The sequence below is a fragment of the Amycolatopsis roodepoortensis genome (assembly GCF_024628825.1).
Taxonomy (GTDB): domain Bacteria; phylum Actinomycetota; class Actinomycetes; order Mycobacteriales; family Pseudonocardiaceae; genus Amycolatopsis; species Amycolatopsis roodepoortensis.
The window spans coordinates 2,326,825-2,345,687 of the sequence record NZ_CP102415.1 but is presented as its reverse complement, the minus strand read 5'-3'; the positions used below and the strand labels follow the sequence as shown (position 1 = coordinate 2,345,687).

General features: G+C 71.3%; 20 protein-coding genes. 9 read left to right on the top strand and 11 right to left on the bottom strand.

Annotated elements, in window-relative coordinates:
- Positions 1-22 precede the first annotated feature (22 nt).
- On the top strand, positions 23-856 hold the full coding sequence (locus NQK81_RS10830) for an NAD(P)H-binding protein (protein WP_192745602.1): 834 nt from the start codon (positions 23-25) through the stop codon (positions 854-856).
- Positions 857-973: 117 nt separating this feature from the next.
- On the opposite strand, the gene NQK81_RS10825 is transcribed toward NQK81_RS10830, so the two are convergent.
- Positions 974-1,768 (bottom strand): hypothetical protein, encoded by a 795-nt coding sequence (locus NQK81_RS10825; protein ID WP_257488069.1) that lies wholly within the window; start codon positions 1,766-1,768, stop codon positions 974-976.
- Positions 1,769-1,898: 130 nt separating this feature from the next.
- Positions 1,899-3,953, bottom strand: coding sequence for a PASTA domain-containing protein (locus NQK81_RS10820; protein ID WP_257488068.1), 2,055 nt, complete (start codon positions 3,951-3,953; stop codon positions 1,899-1,901).
- A gap of 184 nt (positions 3,954-4,137) precedes the next feature.
- On the opposite strand from NQK81_RS10820, the gene NQK81_RS10815 reads away from it, so the two are divergent.
- The gene (locus tag NQK81_RS10815; RefSeq protein WP_126734959.1) at positions 4,138-4,506 is read left to right on the top strand and encodes an Rv2175c family DNA-binding protein; all 369 of its coding nucleotides are present in this window, start codon (positions 4,138-4,140) and stop codon (positions 4,504-4,506) included.
- On the opposite strand, the gene NQK81_RS10810 is transcribed toward NQK81_RS10815, so the two are convergent.
- Positions 4,475-5,641, bottom strand: a complete 1,167-nt coding sequence (locus NQK81_RS10810; protein ID WP_257488067.1) for an MFS transporter — start codon at positions 5,639-5,641, stop codon at positions 4,475-4,477. The genes NQK81_RS10815 and NQK81_RS10810 overlap by 32 nt on opposite strands.
- Positions 5,642-5,663: 22 nt before the next feature.
- Here NQK81_RS10810 and NQK81_RS10805 point away from each other — a divergent pair, with 22 nt between their 5' ends.
- Entirely contained in the window at positions 5,664-6,215 is a 552-nt protein-coding gene (locus NQK81_RS10805) for a CGNR zinc finger domain-containing protein (RefSeq protein WP_257488066.1), read from the top strand.
- Between the two features lie 257 nt (positions 6,216-6,472).
- Here the strand turns inward: NQK81_RS10805 and NQK81_RS10800 are convergent, their stop codons facing one another.
- The 5 genes from NQK81_RS10800 to NQK81_RS10780 all read right to left on the bottom strand — a co-directional run bounded on the left by NQK81_RS10800 (position 6,473) and on the right by NQK81_RS10780 (position 11,367).
- Positions 6,473-7,261, bottom strand: a complete 789-nt coding sequence (locus tag NQK81_RS10800) for an LLM class F420-dependent oxidoreductase (protein WP_219153419.1) — start codon at positions 7,259-7,261, stop codon at positions 6,473-6,475.
- On the bottom strand, positions 7,258-8,187 hold the full coding sequence (locus NQK81_RS10795; RefSeq protein ID WP_257488065.1) for a phytoene/squalene synthase family protein: 930 nt from the start codon (positions 8,185-8,187) through the stop codon (positions 7,258-7,260). The genes NQK81_RS10800 and NQK81_RS10795 overlap by 4 nt, the downstream gene beginning before the upstream one ends.
- A complete protein-coding gene (crtI, locus tag NQK81_RS10790) occupies positions 8,184-9,659 on the bottom strand; it encodes a phytoene desaturase family protein (protein WP_257488064.1) in 1,476 nt (491 codons plus the stop codon). The genes NQK81_RS10795 and crtI overlap by 4 nt, the downstream gene beginning before the upstream one ends.
- Positions 9,659-10,750: a polyprenyl synthetase family protein gene (locus NQK81_RS10785; protein ID WP_257488063.1), complete on the bottom strand. Its 1,092-nt coding sequence runs from the start codon at positions 10,748-10,750 to the stop codon at positions 9,659-9,661. Before NQK81_RS10785 ends, crtI begins: the two co-directional genes overlap by 1 nt.
- A 68-nt stretch (positions 10,751-10,818) precedes the next feature.
- Entirely contained in the window at positions 10,819-11,367 is a 549-nt protein-coding gene (locus tag NQK81_RS10780) for a CGNR zinc finger domain-containing protein (protein WP_257488062.1), read from the bottom strand.
- A gap of 47 nt (positions 11,368-11,414) precedes the next feature.
- On the opposite strand from NQK81_RS10780, the gene NQK81_RS10775 reads away from it, so the two are divergent.
- Together NQK81_RS10775 and NQK81_RS10770 are read left to right on the top strand one after the other, a co-directional pair.
- Positions 11,415-12,083, top strand: a complete 669-nt coding sequence (locus tag NQK81_RS10775; RefSeq protein ID WP_257488061.1) for an AzlC family ABC transporter permease — start codon at positions 11,415-11,417, stop codon at positions 12,081-12,083.
- Positions 12,080-12,385, top strand: coding sequence for an AzlD domain-containing protein (locus NQK81_RS10770; protein ID WP_257488060.1), 306 nt, complete (start codon positions 12,080-12,082; stop codon positions 12,383-12,385). Before NQK81_RS10775 ends, NQK81_RS10770 begins: the two co-directional genes overlap by 4 nt.
- Before the next feature lie 133 nt (positions 12,386-12,518).
- Here the strand turns inward: NQK81_RS10770 and merB are convergent, their stop codons facing one another.
- Positions 12,519-13,196, bottom strand: coding sequence for an organomercurial lyase (gene merB / locus NQK81_RS10765; RefSeq protein ID WP_126734950.1), 678 nt, complete (start codon positions 13,194-13,196; stop codon positions 12,519-12,521).
- Between the two features lie 136 nt (positions 13,197-13,332).
- Here merB and NQK81_RS10760 point away from each other — a divergent pair, with 136 nt between their 5' ends.
- From NQK81_RS10760 to NQK81_RS10750, 3 genes are all read left to right on the top strand, one after another.
- The gene (locus tag NQK81_RS10760) at positions 13,333-14,217 is read left to right on the top strand and encodes a methylenetetrahydrofolate reductase (protein ID WP_126734949.1); all 885 of its coding nucleotides are present in this window, start codon (positions 13,333-13,335) and stop codon (positions 14,215-14,217) included.
- 42 nt (positions 14,218-14,259) lie between these two features.
- Positions 14,260-15,945, top strand: a complete 1,686-nt coding sequence (locus NQK81_RS10755; protein ID WP_257488059.1) for a DUF885 domain-containing protein — start codon at positions 14,260-14,262, stop codon at positions 15,943-15,945.
- Positions 15,946-16,189: 244 nt separating this feature from the next.
- Entirely contained in the window at positions 16,190-17,071 is an 882-nt protein-coding gene (locus NQK81_RS10750) for a DMT family transporter (RefSeq protein WP_257488058.1), read from the top strand.
- Here NQK81_RS10750 and NQK81_RS10745 read toward each other — a convergent pair.
- Entirely contained in the window at positions 17,068-17,631 is a 564-nt protein-coding gene (locus tag NQK81_RS10745; protein ID WP_016332697.1) for a GNAT family N-acetyltransferase, read from the bottom strand. The two genes, NQK81_RS10750 and NQK81_RS10745, sit on opposite strands and share 4 nt — an antisense overlap.
- A complete protein-coding gene (locus tag NQK81_RS10740; RefSeq protein ID WP_257488057.1) occupies positions 17,628-18,158 on the bottom strand; it encodes a YbaK/EbsC family protein in 531 nt (176 codons plus the stop codon). The genes NQK81_RS10745 and NQK81_RS10740 overlap by 4 nt, the downstream gene beginning before the upstream one ends.
- A gap of 221 nt (positions 18,159-18,379) precedes the next feature.
- Here NQK81_RS10740 and NQK81_RS10735 point away from each other — a divergent pair, with 221 nt between their 5' ends.
- Positions 18,380-18,862: an SAV_6107 family HEPN domain-containing protein gene (locus NQK81_RS10735; protein ID WP_126734945.1), complete on the top strand. Its 483-nt coding sequence runs from the start codon at positions 18,380-18,382 to the stop codon at positions 18,860-18,862.
- Position 18,863 lies beyond the last annotated feature (1 nt).

Here is an 18,863-nt window from a genome sequence, read left to right as displayed (position 1 = left end):
GTACGAAAAGGAGTGGGGAATCGTGACGATCCTGGTGACCGGTGCGACCGGCAGCGTCGGCAGGCTGCTCGTCGACGAACTGGTGGAGGCCGGGGCGCCGGTGCGGGCGCTGACCGTCAACCCGGCGAAGGCGGCCTTGCCCGCGCAGGTGGAGGTCGCCAAGGGGTACCTGGGCAAGCCGGAGACCCTGCCGGAAGCCTTGAAAGGCATCGAAACCGTGTACCTGGCGCCGCTTGCGGCCAAGGTGGACGACTTCGTGAAGCTCGCAAAGGAGGCCGGAGTGCGCCGGGTGGTGGCGCTGTCCGGCAGCAACGCCGACGACCCGGCGGAGAACTCGAGCGGCGTGGACTACGCGATCATCGAGAAGGCCGTCCGTGAGGCGGGCTTCGACTGGACGTTCCTGCGGCCGGGCGCGTTCATGAACAACACTCTCGGCTGGGCCGAGACGATCAAGGCCGAGCGCGTGGTCCGCGAGGCCTACCCCGAGGCGCGGATGACGCCGATCGACCTCGCGGACATCGCCGCCGTCGCGGCGCACGTCATCCTGACCGACGGGCACGTCGGCAAGAAGCACACGCTGAGCGGACCGACGGCGATCAGCCAGCGCGAACAGGTCGCCGCCATCTCGGCCGCGCTCGGCGAGGAGGTGGTCTTCGAGGAGCTGACCCGGGAAGAGGCGAACAAGCAGTGGGCCGCCGCCGGCATCCCGGCGGAGATCGCCGAGTGGCTCCTCGACGGCTTCGCGTACTTCACCGAAAACCCCGACACGCCGACAGGCGTCGTGCAGGAACTCACCGGGCGGCCCGGCGTCACCTATGCGGAGTGGGCGGTGGCGAACGTCGACGCGTTCCGCTGAACTCGTAACTCGCGTGATTGAAGCCGTAACTCACGTGATTGAAGGCGTAACTCGTGAGTTACGGCTTCAATCACGCGAGATACGGCCAGGATCACGCGAGATACGAGTTACGGACCCTCAGCGGGCCCGGCGCGGGAGCCGGGTGGGCAGCGGAGCGCCGCGTCGCGGCTGGGCGGCGGCCTCGGCGGGCGGAGAAGGCGCGCGCTGCGGCTGGGGCAGGGGCGGTTGGGGCAGGGGCGGCGGGCCCTGCGATTCGCGGGGCCACGCCGGGGTGATCATCGCCTGCGCCCCGACCCGGCGGACCGGCAGTCCGTGCGCCTCCCGCGCGGGCAGGCCGGGCCAGATCTCGCCGGCCTCCTTGGCGGCGTCGCGGATCGCGGTGCCGTCGAGCGCGGTGCGCGTCTCCTCGATGTCGCGGTCGAGCCACTGGACGATGAGCTCCAGTGGCCCGTCGGGCGGCAGCGGCCACAGGAAGATCTCGTGGTCGACGTGGAACGCCGTACCGCCCAGCCCCTGCGCGCGCAGCACCGGCTGATCCGGTTTGGTGGCCGACGGCACGGAGATGGTCTCCGAACTGGCGCGCCTCCCGTCGGGGAAGAGCACTCCGACCAGCAGCGCGTTGTAGTCAGGGACCCGGCGATGGTCGATCAGGCCTTCGCCGGGTTCGTCCAGCAGCAGGTCACGCGAGTACACCGACAGCTGGAACGACACGGACTCGGGCCACACCTCGATACCGCGCAGCGCCACGATGGTCCGCTCGGCGCGCCCCAGCGGCATCGACCAGGGCAGGATCGCCGGGACGATGTACTCGTGCGGCGTCTCCACCCAGGGGCGGCCGTTGTAGCCGAACAGCTCCTGTTCCGGCACCGGGAACAGGGGGCGGTTGCGCGGAGCGTCGGTGAAGAAGCTCATCGTGGACCGGGCGCGGCAGAACGCGGGGTGAACCTGTCCGACCTGCCGCTCACGCCGTCAACGACCACCATGCGCTTCACGGTATCCGATGACCACGCCGGTACTGAACGGTTTCACCGCACCTTTCGCGTCACCCGAAGCCCTTGAGCTTCACTTTCGTGCCCTTCGGCACCTTCGTGCCCGGCTTCGGATCCTGCTCCAGGACGAAGTCGAAACCACCGTTTCCGCCGCCGTTCCCGTTGCCGTTTCCGCGACCCTGACGGTCGGGCTCCAGCCCCGCCTGCCGCAGGATCTGGAACGCCTCCTCCATCCGCTTGAACGTCACGTTCGGTACTTCGACGGCGTTCGAAACGAACACCCCGATGCGGCGGTTGCTCGCCTTGCCGCCGCCCTTCGGGTCGGTGCGGATCACCTGGCCGGCGGCGAACTGGTCGGAGAACTCCTCGCCCGCCTGGAACGGCTGGAAGCCCGCCTGCTGCAGGATCTGGAACGCGGCGTCCTTGCTCTGCCCGGTGACGTCCGGGACCGGCGGCAGCGGTTCGGGGCCCTTCGACAGGATGATCGTGACCTGCCCGCCGATGTTCAGCTGCGAACCGGGGCTCGGGTCGACGCGGATCACCTTGTTCTTGGCGACGTCGCTGTACTCCTGCTCGCCCTGGACCGGGGTCAGCTGCGCGGCCTTGATCGCCGTCTCCGCGTCCTGCGGGCTCGTCCCGGCCTGGATGTCCGGCACGATCGGACGGCCCTTCGACAGCACGACGTTGACCGTGGAACCCGGGGCGAGCGACGAGCCCTCGGCCGGGTCGGACCGGATCACCGTGTGCTGGGCGGCGGTGTCGCTGTACTCCTCGGTGTAGGCCGGGGTCAGCTTCGCCGAGCGGAGCGCGTCGCCGGCGGCGGCCTGGTTCATCCCCGCCAGTTTCGGCACGGACGACGACGTCGGACCGGTGTCGTTGAGGATGAAGGCGAACGCGCCGATCAGGCCGCCGAGGACCAGTACCGCGGCGGCGATCATGACGTAGAGCCGCTTGCGGGACCCAGGCTGCTCGCCGTCCGCAGCCGGTTGGGGCCGGGGCGGAGGCGTGCGGGGCGGCTGGGTGGCGGGAATATGCGGTTCGCGGTGCAGTGCCTGCGTTCCGCGCGGTCCCGTGACCGGCATGGTCGCCTCGGCGACCGGGGCCAGCACCGTCGTCGCCAAGGCCGGGTTCGCCGCCGGGACGGCGGGGATACCGGGGGTGGTGCGTTCGGCGTCGGTCTCCCGGTCGGCGTCCGCGGGCAGCGGTACGGGCACCGGGACGGCCGGGACACCCAGGACGGTGCGCAGATGGTGCAGTTCGGCGAGGAACGCCGCGGCGTCGGCCGGACGCTGCTCGGGGTCGCGGCGCGTGGCGCGCAGGATCAGCTCGTCCAGCTGCGGCGGGATACCCGGCCGCAGCTCGCTCGGGCGCGGGACGTCGTCGTTGACGTGCCGGTACGCCACCGAAAGCGCGGTGTCGCCGGTGTACGGCGGGCGTCCGGTGAGCATTTCGTACAGCAGGATCCCGGCCGAGTAGACGTCGCCGCGCGAGGTGGTCGCGCCGGTCGCGACCTGTTCGGGCGAGACGTAGGCGACGGTGCCGAGGATGACGCTCGAACTGGTGGTGCCCGCGCTGGCGACCGCGCGGACCAGGCCGAAGTCGCCCACCTTGACCACGCCGCCCGAAAGCGCCGTGCCGCCGCGGCCGATCAGGACGTTCTCCGGTTTGACGTCGCGGTGCACCAGGCCGGCGGCGTGCGCCGCGGCCAGCGCGGACAGGACGGGTTCGGTGATGCTCAGCGCGAGCGCGATGTCCAGCGGACCGCGTTCGGCGAGCAGTTCGCGCAGGGTCCCGCCGTCGACGAGCTCCATGACCAGGAACGCGCGGCCGGACTCCTCGCCGCCGGGGGTGTCGAAACCCTGGTCGTGCACCGCCACCACGTGGGGATGATGAAGCCGGGCCGCCGACCTGGCCTCCCGCTCGAACCGCTCGACGAACGACCTGTCGTCGGCGAACCGCGGGTCCATGATCTTGATGGCGACCTGGCGGTCGAGGCGGGTGTCGACGCCGCGGTACACCGACGACATCCCACCGCGTGCGAGCAGCTTGTCCACCCGGTAGCGGCCCTCGAGCAGAGTGCCCACCAGCGTGGGGTCCGTGCGTGTCACGGCTATGGATCGTACGGAAGTACCCATGTTCTGGTGTACGGGACCTGGCGCGCCGAGGATCACGATTCCCGCCATTTCGTCGGATCGGCGGTATCCGTGACCGGGCGGGCACGCATGGTCACGTCCGGGTCGTCACCCATGCGTACTAACGGAGCGGGAGACGGAATGTGGCACAGTGTCACCTGTGAGTGGTATTCCCGTCGCCGACGACGTTCTCGACGCAGATGTGGCCGTTCTCCCGGTTCCGGAGGTCGCGACAGCGCTGAACGTCTCGGCCAACAAGGTCCGCCAGATGCTGCGCGACGGCCACCTGATCGCCGTCCGGCGCAAGGGCGAGCTGTACGTCCCGGTCGCGTTCCTGGTCAAGGACGGCGTGGTCAAGGGCCTGGCGGGCACCATCACGGTGCTCGCGGACGCCGGTTTCAGCCGGACCGAGATGCTGCGGTGGCTTTTCGCCGCGGACGAGACCCTGCCGGGGACGACCCCGGTCAACGCGCTCCGCACCAGCCACGGCACCGAGGTCAAGCGGCGCGCGCAGGCGATGGCCTTCTAGCTCGGACCAGCACATACGTCGCGGTCGCCAGGATCTGGCAGCCCGCCGCGGCGCTCAGCGCGACGGTTACGGAGAGTGCGCTCAGCGGTCCCGCGAGCGCGGCGCCCGCCGCGAGCCCGGTGATCTTCACGCTCGCCGCCGTCGTGAACACCTGAGCCCGGACCGCCGCGGGCGCTTCGCGATGCCGGATGGCGAACAGTGCCGAAAGCTGGGGTCCTTCGGCGAATCCGGCGAGCACGGCGGCGGCCGACAGGGTCGCCATGTCGTGCCCGTACGCCGCGAGGACGAAGCTCGCGCCCAGTAGAAGCGTGCTGGCGAGCACGGTGCGGTCCGGCGGCGGTGGTTTGCGGGCCAGCGCCGCGTTCGCGACCAGCGACGCGGCGGCCAGCACGGTGAGCAGCAGTGCGCCGAAGCCCGGGTTCCCCAGCCGTTGGGCGCCGAGCAGCGGGTAGCAGACGATGGCCATCCCGATGCCGACGAAGGACACCGTGGACGTCGCGGTGGCTCGCAGCAGGGCGCTGTTGCGGAAGAGGACCGCGAATCCGTCGGCGAGTTGACGGCGGATCGGTCTCGTGGGCTTCGCTTCGGCGGCCGGAAGTGACCACGCGGCCGGGAAGGCGGCGACGACCAGTGTGATCGCGAGCGCCACGGCGGCCGGGGCTCCGGCGTACGCGGCCACGAGGCCGGCGAGTCCCGGTCCGGCGAGGCTCGCGGCGGTGAACGTCATCGCGTCGAGCGTGCTCGCCCTCGCCAGCGGTGTCGTGCCGCGGACGTTCGGCAGTTGCGCCGTCCAACCGCCCGCCAGGGCGGGGTTCAGCAGCCCGGCCCCGACGGCCACCGCGATCGCCGCGGGGATTTCGACCAACGCCAGCACCGCGCCGAGCCCGCCCGCGTAGGCCAGTAGCGCCCAAGCCAGCAACCGCCCTGGTCGGGGACTGCGGTCGAGCAGGGCGCCGAGCAGCGGCCCGCCCGCCGCCGCGGAGATCGTCAGGCCCGCGAGCAGCGCCGACCCGGTGGCGGCCGATCCGTCGACAGCGATGCCGAGCAGCAGCAACGCCGGTCCGGACAGCTCGTCGCCGGTCCTCGCGATCGTCGCGCCGGTCAAATAGGCGGCGAGCCTGTAACGGCCTCTCATAGGTGAGACGTTACAGTGGGATATGACTTCAGCGCAGCGGGATTTCCTGCCTGGCCGTTCGGCCCGGGCGGCGGCGCAACGGGCGGTGGATCTGCTGACGGTGCTGCTCGCACCGGACCCCTCGGCTTTGGACGTCCGTTCCGTCCTGGAAGCGCACGGCGAGACCTCTGTCGACTTGAAGCCGTCGGACGTGGCTTCGTTGCGTGAGGCGGCCTTCGAGCTGCGGGAGGTGTTCGCGGCGCGGGATGTCGAGGAGGCGGCCGGAGTGCTCAACCGGCTGCTGGCTCGCCACGCGCATCCGCCGCGGCTGACCGATCACGCCGACGGGTTCGGCTGGCATCTCCACGTGGACGTCGACGACGACGGGCCGTGGGGCGCGTGGCTGGTGACGTCGTCCGCGCTCGCGCTGGCCGTGCTGCTCGCGGACCGTCAGGCGCCGCCGGGCGGACTGTGCGCCGCTGCGGGTTGCGGGAAGCCGTTCGCGCACCTGGGTGGGGGGAGCCCGCGGCGGTACTGCTCGACGCGGTGCGCCACCCGAGAGCGGGTCGCGGCTCACCGGCGGCAACGCTCGTGAGCGTAAATGCGGCTCCAGCCGAGGTGTCTTAGGTATCTACTGGCTTCCGGCCGCTGGTGATGCCGGGCCTGGCCCGTGGAGGCCTGGGGGTCGAGACGTCTGGTGTCGCGAAAGCCACTTTCGGGACACCAGATGTCTCGAAAGTGGCTTTCGCGACATGATCACCAGGGCGGTGCCGGGCCCGGCCACGGCCGACGTTGCGAAAGTGGCTTTCGCAACCTCCGGCCAAGCCCGGCACAACCCCGGTACCAAGCGGGTCAGGACTGCTGCTTGTCCCGCCAAGCGATCCAGGACCGCAGCTTGTCGAGGTTGTAGTCCGGCCCGCCGGTCGCCACGGTGAACAGCGAGACACCCAGCTCCAGCAGCTTCGGGCCCAGCTCCTCGGGCTCGCCCTCGACGGCGACCGAACGCTCGATCTCCTTCGGGTCCCGGCCGACGTCGGCGCAGTGCTGGTCGAGGATCTTGACCTTGCGCTCCACGACCTCCGGGTCGCCGAAGCCGTGCCAGATGTCGGCGTGCTTCGCGACCAGACGCAGGGTCTTCTTCTCGCCGCCGCCGCCGATCAGCACCGGGATGTCCCGGACCGGCTGCGGGTTCAGCTTGCCCAGCCTGCTCTCGATCCGCGGGAGCGCCTCCGCGAGGTTGTCGAGCCGCCCGCCCGCGGTGCCGAACTCGTAGCCGTACTCGTCGTAGTCCTTCTCGAACCAGCCGGAGCCGATGCCGAGGATCAGCCGCCCGTCGGAGATGTTGTCGACGGTGCGGGCCATGTCGGCCAGCAGTTCGGGGTTGCGGTAGCTGTTGCACGTCACCAGCGCGCCGATCTCGACCCGCGACGTGGACTCCGCCCAGGCGCCCAGCATGGTCCAGCACTCGTAGTGCAGACCCTCGGGCTCACCGTAGAGCGGATAGAAATGGTCCCAGTTGAAGACGATGTCCACACCGAGGTCTTCGGCCTCCGAAGCCGCCCGGCGGATCGCCTTGTACTCGGCGTGCTGGGGCTGCAGCTGGACGCCGATCCGGATCTTCCTGTTCTCAGCAGTGGTCATGTTCGCACCCTAAGCCTGGAGTTGCTCCACGCGCTCGCCAAAAACCTCGGCAGTGCGACACCCAGCCGACGACGGCGCGGGACGACCGCGCGCGTGTTCAGCACGTCGTAACCCAGGGCCGCGATTTCGTCGAGAATGCCTTCGTAGAGCACGAGCGCCGTCCGCACGCAGTCGCGGGATTCCGGGCGCAGCAACGGGATACCCGCTTCGGCGCGGCGGTAGACCGCCCGGTTGCGCGCCACCGCGACGGCGAGCGCGCGCCGCACCCGCCGATCGGGCAGGCCGCGGGCACGCGACCATTCGAGCAGTTCGCGGTCGACGCCGAACGCGGCCAGCTCCTCGGTCGGCAGGTACAGCCGCCCCCGGTCGAGGTCTTCGCCGACGTCGCGCAGGAAGTTGGTCAGCTGGAACGCCTCACCGAGCGCCGCGGCCCCGGGCACGGCTTCGGCGACCGGGACGACGGTGCCGAAGACGGGCAGCATCTGCAGCCCGATCACCTCGGCCGAACCGTGGATGTACTCGTGCAGTTCGGCGTAGGTGGCGTACTCGGTGACCTTGAGGTCCATCGCCATGGACCGCAGGAACGCGTCGAACAGCTCGCGGTCCAGGTCGTGGCGCCGCACGGTGTCGGCGAGTGCGGCCAGCACCGGGTCGGCGGGCGTGCCGCCGTCGAAGACCCGCGCGACCATGACGGCGACCTCGTCGAGGGCGACCGCGGGATCGGTGCCGGGCGCGGGGTTGTCGACCACTTCGTCCGCCATCCGCGCGAAGCCGTACAGCGCGTGCGCGAACGGACGCGTCCGCGCCGGCAGCAGCCTGGTCGCGAGGAAGAACGTGCGTCCGTAGTGCGCGTTGATGCGGCGGCATTCGGTGTACGCGGCCCGCAACGACGGCTCGGTGACCCCCGCGGCGTCGAGCTCGTTCACCGGCCGGTGACCCTTCCCGCCGCGAGCCTGCCCGAGATCACCACCGGCGGGATGCCGACGCCGGGCGTGGTCCCGCAGCCCGCCAGTACGACGTTTTCCGCCGCTCGCACGAGGTTCCCCGGCCGGAACGGGCCGGTCTGGGCGAAGGTGTGCGCGAGCGAGAACGGCGTGCCCGCGGTGAGCCCGCGCTCCGCCCAACCCTCCGGGGTGATCGTCTCGTCGACGGAGAAGTCGTCCGTGAATCCGGTGAGACCGCGCTTTTCCAGAGTGCGCACCAGTTCCGCGCGATAGGCGGGCCCTACCCGGCGCCAGTCGATCTTGCCGCGGCGCAGGTTCGGCGCCGGGGCCAGCACCGAGATCACCTGGCCGCCGCCGGGGGCGAGTCCCGGTTCGGTCGCGGTCGGCCGGGTCACCAGAAGCGACGGGTCGCTCATCAGCTTGCCCTCGCGGATGATCTCCGAGAAGGTCCGCTCCCAGGCGTGACCGAAGAAGATGGTGTGGTGGCCCAGATCCGGCCAGGATTTCGGCGCGTGCCCGTGCAGGACGACGGCCGACGGCGAGTACCGCAGCGGCAGCGGCCGCCGGGGGCGGGCGCCGAGCAGCCGGTACGCGGTGCCGAGTTCGGTCGCCAGAACCACCGTGTCGCAAGGGATCCGCTCACCGGTCCGGGTTCGCACCGCACGCACCCGCGAGGAAACCCTTTCCAGCCAAGCGGCTTCGGTGCCGAAGCGCAGTTCCGCGCCGGCACGTTCGGCCGCCTTCGCCATGGCCCGCGCGATCTCGCCCATCCCGCCCGATGGGTAGTAGACCCCGCCGACGGTGTCCATGTAGGAGATGACGCCGTACGCGCCGATCGCGCGCGCCGGATCGAGGCCCGCGTAGAGCGCCTGGAAGGAGAACAGGCGGCGCACCCGGTCGTCACGCAGGAACCGGCCGATCTTCGGACCGAGGCGGCCGAAACCGCCCAGCGCGGCCAATTTCGCCAGCTCCGGGCGGACGAGATCGAGTGGGGAATCGAAGTTCGCGCCGATGAAATGGTCCTTCTGGACCGCGTACAGCTCGGTCAGCCAGCGGCGGAGTCTGCGATATCCGTCGGCCTCGGCCGGGCCCGCGGCCGCGCGGATCTCGGCCTCCATGGCCGCCGCGTCGGTGTGCACGGCGATCGTGCTGCCGTCGGCGAACCTCGCGCGATACGCCGGGTCGAGCCGGGTCAGCGTGAGATTGCCCGCCAGGGATTCGCCGACCGCCGAAAAGGCCTCGTCGAGCAGTTCCGGCATGGTCAGCACGCTGGCGCCGGTGTCGACGGTGTTGCCGCCGATATCCGCCTGACCGGCCCGGCCTCCCGGGCTCTTGTCCTGCTCCAGCAGGGTCACCCGGCGGCCGGCGCCGAGCAGGTGCAGCGTCGCCGACAGCCCGGCGAGCCCGCCACCGATCACCACCACGTGGTCACTCGGACCGGTGACAGTGCGCATCAGTACGTCCGCTGGGTCGCCTTGACGACCAGTCCGGTCAGCGCGGCGGGAGCGGGCTCGGCCAGGTGAGCGCGGTCCAGCGCCGCCATCGCGGAGTCGGTGAGCTCGTCGATCCGGCGTTCCACCGCGTCGACGGCGCCGACGTCCTGCAGCGCCTCCCGCACGGTCTCGACGGCCTCTTCGGACAGGTGGGCGTCACCGATGGCGTCGGAGATGACCTTCGCCGCCGCGTCCTTGCCCTGCTCGGCCGCGCGCTGGAGCCCGAGCGCGACCAGCAGCGTCCGCTTGCCCTCCCGCAGGTCGTCGCCCGCGGGCTTGCCGGTGACCGACGGGTCGCCGAACACGCCGAGCAGGTCGTCCCGCAGCTGGAATGCCACGCCGACCTCGTCCCCGAACTCACGCAACGTCTCGATCAGGGCGTCGTCGGCGCCACCGAGCGCGGCACCGAGGTGCAACGGGCGCTGGACGGTGTACGCGGCCGTCTTGAGCTTGCAGATGTGCAGCGCCGCCTCGGGGGAGGCGTCGCCGGTCGCCTGCGTGCGGACGTCGAGGTACTGGCCGGCGAGCACTTCGGTGCGCATCGCGCGCCATGCCGGCCGTGCCGCCGCGAGGGCCGCGGGTGGGAGCGGGGCCTCGCCGAACATGTCGTCGGCCCAGGCCAGCGCGAGGTCGCCGACCAGGACTGCGGTCGCGAGCCCGAACGTGCTCGGCGAGCCGAGCCAGCCGCTGTCGGCGTGCAGTTTGGCGCCCGCGATGTGCACCGTCGGGGAACCGCGTCGCGAATCGGAGGAGTCGATGAGGTCGTCGTGGATCAGCGCGCACGCCTGGATCAGCTCCAGGCTCGCCACCGCCTGCAGCACGCCTTCGACGTCCGGCCCCGCCGGATCGCCGCCCGCGCCGCGCCAGCCCCACCAAGCGAACGTCGGGCGCAGGCGTTTGCCGCCGCCCAGGACGAACCCGGCCAGCGCGTCGATCCCGACGCCGACGACCGGTTCGGTGCGGCGGATCTCGGCACCGGCGCGCTCGAGGAATCCGGCCAGCGCCCGCTCGACGTGGGCGGGCAGATCGGCGTCGTAGGCGGACGTGTCCATGAGCACATCCTCCGGGAAGGACGTCCCCGTGACCCAGTCGGGTGCCTTCGAATGTGGCGAACGAGACGTCAGCCGCGGGTCTTGTCGTAGTGCCGTTTCGCCCGCGCCCGGTTCCCGCAGTCCGACGAACTGCACCAGCGCCGCGACCGGTTGCGCGTGTGGTCGGTGAAGATCCAGCCGCACCCCGGGCCCTCGCACTCGCGGATGCGCTCCAGATTCCCGGTCCGGAGCAGGTCTTCGGCCGCCAGCGCGAGGAAGTGCGGCAGCGCGTCGCCGTTCTCCAGCGGCACCACCCACCTCAGTGGCAAGGACGGCGGGAGCGAGGCGTGCCGGTAGGCCTCGATAAGCGGCTTTCGCAGCGCCGCGGGGTCCGGCGGAGCCGAGACGAGGACGCGGTAGAGCGTTTCGCGGAAGGCCTTCACCTTCTCCAGTACGGCTTCGGAGATCTCCAGCCGCTCGGTGCCCGCGCCGACCAGGACCACCCACTCGGACAGCCGTTCCGGGGTGGAGAGCCGGTCTTGCCGCCGGGCCGGGTCGCGCCGCCAGGAAACGGTGTTGACCAGGTCCAACGGCACGCTACCGCCGATGCTGTCGTACCCGTCCCAGTGGGTGTCCACTCGTTCTCCTAATGGTCAAACTGAGTTTAGCTTGTTAGGGTCGAGCTATGACAACGCTCCGGCGCAGCTACCTGGCCGGCGCCCGTGTCGGGCTTGGGCTGGGTGTCGCGACCTTCGTTCTCGGTGTCACCTTCGGCGCGTACAGCCAGACCCTGGGCTGGGGGATCGCCGCCCCGATCGTCGCGTCGATCGTCGTGTTCTCCGGTTCGGCCCAGTTCGCGATGGCCACCGCGCTCGCGGGCGGCGGGAATCTCGCCGTCGCGGTCGGCGCGGCGGCCCTGATCAACGCCCGGTTCCTGCCGATGGGCGCCGCCGTCGCCTCGGATCTGCGCGGTGGACGCCTGCGCCGCGCGTGGGAGGGCCAGGCCGTCGTCGACGGGTCGTGGGTGGCCGCCCACCTCGGCGAAGGGCGCTTCGATCGCGAAAAGCTCATCGGCTGCACTCTCGTCCAGCTGCCCGCGTGGGTGCTGGGGACGGTGCTCGGCGTCCTGGCCGCGCCGCCACCGGACGTCGTCGCGCGGTTCGGGCTCGACGTCGTGTTCCCCGGCTTCTTCCTGGTCCTGCTCATCGACGAGCTGCGCCGTTCGCGCCAGGCGGTCCTCACGGCGGCGCTCGCCGCCTGCCTGGCCGGGATCCTGGTGCTGTTCGTCCCGGTCGGCCTCGCCCTGATCGGCGCCGGGGCCGCCGCGCTGCTCGGCTTGGGGGTGCGGCGATGACACTCTGGCTCGCCATCGTCCTCGTGGCGCTGGTCAGCATCGGGTTCAAGGCGGCGGGGCCGGTCCTGCTCGGCGACCGGACGCTGCCGCCGCGGGTCGCGGCCGTGATCGCGCTGCTCGCGCCCGCCTTGCTGGCCGGTCTCGTGCTCACGGACGTGACCGGTCCGGACTGGTCCGGGCTCGACTGGACGCTCTGCGCCGGACTGGCCGCGATCGCGGTGACCTACGCGCTGCGCGTGCCGGCGCTCGTCGCGATCCTATGCGGGGTCGTCGTCACGGCGGTGCTGCGGTTCCTCGGCTAGCGAGCGGGCACGTGTCGCGAAAGCCACTTTCGGGACGTCAGATGTCCCGAAAGTGGCTTTCGCGACACGCCTTGGGACGCCCGTCCGCTGCCTCCACCGACGAAGCGACAGCCACCTTGCTGCGGTTCCTGGTCTAGCTCCAGAACGGCCCGCTCAGCCCGGCCTGCGCGAAGTACGCGGCCGCGGCGGCCGGATCCCGGCGGGTGTACCCGTGCTCGAGCCTGCCCTCGTACCACCCGGCCGCGAGCCGCCACAGCGTCGCCAGATCCATGACGTAACCCTTGTCCTGCCCCGTTTCCGTCAGCCATTCGTCCACACAGGACTCGCCGCAGAACAGGCGCTGGTTGGCGCAGGTGTGCACGACGTCGTCCCACATCCGCGCCACCGGCACCAGGAAGTGCGCGACCAGTTCACCCTTCGGTGGGGTGCGGTCGTTCACCAGCAGGGCGTGCGGCTCCCCGCAGCCGCGGCAGCGCGTGGACACCAGCACCTCGGGTTCGGCCTTGACCAGATGGGGGATCGCGAACGCGTCCCACGCGCAGCCGCCCCACCACAGCGTGTGCGCGCCCATCACGGAGAACCCCAGCGGGATCGCCGCGAACGGATGCGCCAGCACGACGTGCTCGCATTCGTCGAGCACGAGATGCCGCCGCTCGGCGAGCCGGTGCAGCGCCTGTTTCGCCACCGCGAGTGATCCGTGGGCGGCGTCGGCCAGTTCCGGGGCCGTCGGCGGCCTCCCGTGCTCGGCGAACGCGCGGTAGACCGCGACGCGGACGTCCTCGTCCCAGCTGGTGTCGGTTTCGGCGCTCATGGCGGCTCCCTGTGCTCGCCATCGAGTCTCCCCAGGCCCGCGCCGCTCGGCAACCGCTCGTACGTGGCTGACGTCGCACGCCCAAAGCCTGAGAGGGGGCTCCCAGCCAGCGGACATTCCCCCCTAAAATGGCGGAATGACTTCGGTGGTCGAGCGGTTGCAGGGTGATGGACCCGTGTTCTCCATCGAGTTCTTCCCGCCCCGCGACGCGGCCGACGAAGCCGTGCTGTGGAAGTCGATCCGGGAGCTCGAGCCGCTGGACCCGGCGTACATGTCGATCACCTACGGCGCCGGCGGCTCCAGCCGCGACGGCACGATCCGCAGCATCGCCCGCGTCGCCACCGAGACCACGCTGGTGCCGATGGCGCACCTCACCGCCGTGAACCACTCGGTCGCGGAACTGCGCAACGTCATCGGCTGGTACGCCGCCGTCGGCGTGCGGAACATCCTCGCGCTGCGGGGCGACCCGCCGGGTGACGTCTACGGCGACTGGGTCCCGCATCCGCAGGGGCTCAACTACGCCGAGGAACTCGTCGAGCTGGTGCGTTCGCTCGGCGACTTCTGCGTCGGCGTCTCGGCCTTCCCGTACGGCCACCCGCGCTCGGCGAACCTCGAAGCCGACACCGAGTACCTCGTGCGCAAGCTCCGCGCGGGCGCGGATTTCGCGATCGCGCAGCTGTTCTTCGAGCCGGAGGACTTCCTCCGCCTGCGCGACCGGGTGGCGGCCACCGGCTGCGAGGCGCTGGTCATCCCCGGGATCATGCCGCTGACCACGCCGCGGACCCTGCACACGTCGATCAAGCTGTCCGGCGCGCCCGCGCCGCGGCGGCTGCTGGACCGGCTCGAACCGCTGGCCGGCGACCCGAAGGCGTTCCGTGCCGCGGGGATCGACGCGGTGACCGAACTGGGCGAGCGGCTCATCGCCGAAGGCGTCCCCGACCTGCACTTCTACACGTTCAACCGGTCCAAGGCCACCCGCGAGGTGGTCAGCAGGCTCGGGCTGGTCCCGGCCCGCGCGTAACTCCGTACCGAAGTCGCCCGCCGTCCCGGTAGCGTGCCGGTCATGGCTTCAACCGCGCGAAGTGTGCACCAGATCTGTGACCGGTACGTCGACGAGTACGCCGCGGCCGACCCCGTCGCCGCGACGACGTTCGGCATCACCGGATACGACGACCAGCTGACCGACTACTCGCCCGCCGGGCACGCGGCGCGGGCCGCCATCGCCGCCCGCGCGCTGGCCGACATCGAAGCGGCCGAACCCGCCGACGACGGCGAGCGCGCGGCCAAGGCGGTGTTCACCGAGCGGATCGGGCTGCAGCTGGAGATCCACGAGGCGGGTCTCGACCTCGCGGTGCTGAACGTGATCGAAAGCCCCGTGCAGGAAGTGCGCATGGTCTTCGACTACATGCCCACCGAGACCGCGGAGGACTGGGCGACGATCGCCGCCCGGATGGCGAGGGTGCCCGAAGCGCTCGACGGTCTCCGCACCTCGCTGCTCGCGGCCGCGGACGCGGGCCGGGTGTCGGCGTTGCGTCAGGTCGGCAAGGTCGCCACGCAGGCCGAAACCTGGGCGGGGCTGAAGGACGAAACCGGTTTCTTCGAGACCCTCGTCGCGGACGCGAAGAACGTCGACGAGAAGCTCCGCGCCGAACTCGGCCAGGCCGCTCACGCCGCCCAGGAGGCGTACGCGGAGTTCGCCGGTTTCCTCCGCGCCGAACTCGCCCCGCTGGCGCCGGTCAAGGACGCCGTCGGCGCCGAGGTGTACAAGCTGTGGTCCCGGGTGTTCACCGGCGCCACCCTGGACCTGGACGAGGCCTACGCCTGGGGCTGGGCCGAATTCACCCGCCTCGAAACCGAGATGCGCGAGGTCGCCGGCCGGATCAAGCCCGGCGCCACCCTCGCCGAGGCGGCCGCCGTCCTCGACGCCGATCCCAAGTACACCGTCCGCGGCCGGGCCGAATTCCAGGCCTGGATGCAGAATCTGTCCGACAACGCGCTGAAGTCGTTGCGTGGCAAGCACTTCGACATCTCCGACCGGGTGATGGCGCTGGAGTGCAAGATCGCCCCGCCCGGCGGCACCGTCGGCGCGTACTACACCGGCCCGAGCGAGGACTTCTCCCGCCCCGGCCGCATGTGGTGGTCGCTGCCGCAGGGCCGGGACGAGTTCACCACCTGGCGCGAGGTCAGCACCGTCTACCACGAGGGCGCGCCGGGTCACCACCTGCAGATCGCGACCGCGGTCGACCAGTCGGAGTCGCTCAACAAGTACCAGCGGCTGCTGGCGTTCACCTCCGGGCACGCCGAGGGCTGGGCGCTGTACTCCGAGCGGCTGATGGAGGACCTCGGATTCCTCGCCGACGACGGCGAACTGCTCGGCATGCTGTCCGAGCAGCTGTTCCGCGCCGCGCGGGTGATCGTCGACATCGGCATGCACCTGGAGCTGGAGATCCCGGCGGGCACCGGCTTCCACGAGGGCGAGCGGTGGACGCCCGAACTGGGCCTGGAGTTCATGCTCACCCGGACCGTCACCGACCCGGCCCACGTGCACGACGAGATCGACCGCTACCTGGGCTGGCCCGGGCAGGCGCCGTCGTACAAGCTCGGCGAACGGCTCTGGCTCGCCGCCCGCGAGGAGGCCCGCGCGCGGCAGGGCGACGCGTTCGACATCAAGCAGTTCCACACGCGGGCGCTGGCGCTCGGCGGGATGGGGCTGGACACGCTGCGGGAGATGCTGGCCGCGCTCGACTGAGCCGAACGAAGGGCGCTTTTCCCGCGTCACACGCGGGGAAAGCGCCCTTCGGCTTTATTCGCTTGCCCGCCTTGATACGTTCCCCTCGTGCACCGGATCTTTCTCGTCACCCCACCCCCCGCTTCCTGAGCGGGGTGTCTCCGGCCGCGCGGCGTTCCAGCCGCCCGGCCGATCTGTGCTGCACTGAAGCACCCCGCGTCGTCGACGTCCTTTCCGACCGACACAGACGCAGGAGCGTTTCCCCATGTCCGTTGCCGTACCCACGCGCGCCCGATCGTCGGCCGCGCTCGTCCTCGCCGGAGTCCTCTGGGGGACCGGCGGCCTCGCCGGCTCCCTGCTCGCCTCCCGCGCGGGACTGCATCCCCTGAGCGTCGCCGCGTACCGGCTGCTCATCGGCGGCGTGATCGCCACCGGCTATCTCTGGCTCACCGGAGGCCTTCGCGGCTTCCCCCGCACGCCCCAGGTCCGCCGTCGCCTCCTGGCGGTCGGCGGCTTGTTCGCCCTCTTCCAGACCAGCTACTTCGCCTCGGTCTCGCTGAGTTCGGTGAGCGTCGCGACGATGACCACCATCGGCAGCGCGCCCGTACTGCTCGCCGTCGCGACGGCCGTCAAGACCCGCCGCCTTCCCGGAGCGTGGACGGCGGTGTCCGTGGCCGGGTCCCTCGTCGGGCTCGCGCTGCTGCAGTGGACGCCCGGCCAGGAGGTCGACGTCGCCGGAGTGCTGTTCGCCCTGCTCGCCGCGGCCGGGTTCGCCGCGCTGACGCTGGTTACCGCGACCCGTGTCGAAGGCCTCGATCCCTTGCCCACCACGGCTTTCGGCTGCCTGATCGGCGGTGCCGCGCTCGCCCCCGCGGCGCTGTGGTTCGGGATGGCGGTGCCGTTCCAGGCCGACGTGCTCGCGCTCGTCGTCTACTTCGGCGTCGTGCCGACGGCGCTGGCGTACGCCGCGTACTTCCGCGGTCTCGAAAGCGCGCATCCCGTCCTGGCCGCGTTGTCCGCCCTGCTCGAACCGCTGACCGCCGCGCTGCTGTCGATGGCCGTGCTCGGGGAACGGCTCGGCGCCGTGGGCTGGTGCGGCGCGGTGGTGCTCATCGCCGCGCTCACCGTGGCGTATTCGAAGCCCTAGAGCGGCAGTGTCCGGCCGAGGATCGCGAACGGCCGCGGATCCCCGGCGAAGTGGTAGTCCCGCAGCACGTCGACGAACCCGACCCGCCGGTACAGGTTCCAGGCCCGGCTGGTGCCTTCCGGCGTGGAGAGGAGGACGTGGGCGCTGGGCACGCCGTCGAGCAGCCGTCGCAGGAGGTCCTCGCCGATCCGCTTCCCCTGGCTTTCGGGGCTGACGTGGATCTCGGTGAGCTCGAAGTAGTCGGACATCCAGTGCTCGGCGGCGGCCTGGCCCTCACGCCGGGTCAGGCCGTGGCGGACCTGTTCGTGCCACCACTGGCCGCCGCGGCCCTTGTAGCCGTAGGCGAGCCCGAGCAGGACGCCGTCCGCGTCGAGCGCGGCCATGCAGCGCCAGCCTTCGCGCAGCGCGTGCGTGAGCCACATCGGCGCGCGCTGCTCCGCCGTGCCTTCGGGGTAGCGCATGGCGTTGACGTAGATGGTCAGCGCCTCGGGGAGCCGGGCGCGGAACTCGTCCGCGGACAGCTGGACGTAACGGGTGCATTCCGAGGACATCGCGGTCACGGGCGCCCATCCTGCCCGCCGCCCGCGACGTCCGCGGGAGTGCCCCCGGTCAGCGCGACGAGGTCGTCGAACGTCGTGGGGTACACCGACTTCGGATGTCCGGCGGCGGCCCAGACCACCTCGTGTGCGCGTAACGCGGTGTCGACGAGGGTGGTCAACGCCTTCGGGTGACCGACCGGGGCGACGCCGCCGATCGGCTGACCGGTGTGCGCGCGGACGAAATCCGCGTCGGCCTTCCCGATCTCGTCGGCGCCGGTCAGCGAGGCGAGGAGACCGGTGTCGGCGCGGTGCGCGCCGGAGGTCAGGGCGAGCAGGGCCGTCTCCGTGTCACCGGCGCGGCTGCGGAAGACGAGGCTGTTCGCGATCGCGCCGACCTCGACACCGAGCGCTTCGGCGGCCTGCGCGGCCGTGCGGACTTCGGCGGGGAGGATCCGGATCCCGTCGGCGGCGGCGTGCTGGCCCGCTTCGGCGAGCGCGGCCGCGACCTTGGCCACCGAGGAATGACCGGACCGGTCGATGGTGCTCATACGCCTATGAGATCACGTGGCCGATGCCGTGTCCCGCACCACATGCGGCGATCACCCCGGTACGGGGTTGAGGAATGGGGCACTTCGGGGTTACATTGGACTTGTTCGAACAGACGTTCGACATTCGGTGAGCGCGCACCGGTAGGTGCCCGGCGCGGGGGCGGGGGAAGCGCCTCGGCGCCGGGCACCGGCAGGCGCTCACGTACAGGAGGAGGGTCGTCATGTCCGTTTCGGTCGTGTCCCCCGACGAAGCCGAGAGGCCGGGGGGCGCCGCACAGCCCGCCCTGCCCATGTCGTTGCGCCCGCCGGCACCACCCGCGGCGGTCTCCTTGTACGCACAGGCGAGGCGGGGGCTCGCCGAAGCAGAGCGGGAAAGCGATCCCGCCGAGCGGTTCATCGGGGCGTATCTCGCCGCGCTGCGGGGCGCTGCGGCGGTGCTGGAGGCCCGAGGCCGTCCGCACCGGGGCCGTGCCCGGCCGGCGAGCGGCTGGGTGCTGCTCGATTCCGTCGCGCCCGAGCTCAAGGAATGGGCGGCGTTCTTCGCGGCCAATTCGGCGACGCGGGCCGCCGCTCAGGCGGGGATCACCGGCAAGGTCACCGTCGAGCTGGCGGACGAGCTGACGCGGGCCGCCACGGTGTTCCTGGAACTGGTGCGACGGGTGGTGCACGGGCTGCCGATGGGTGATTCGGCGCATGTGGCTTAGC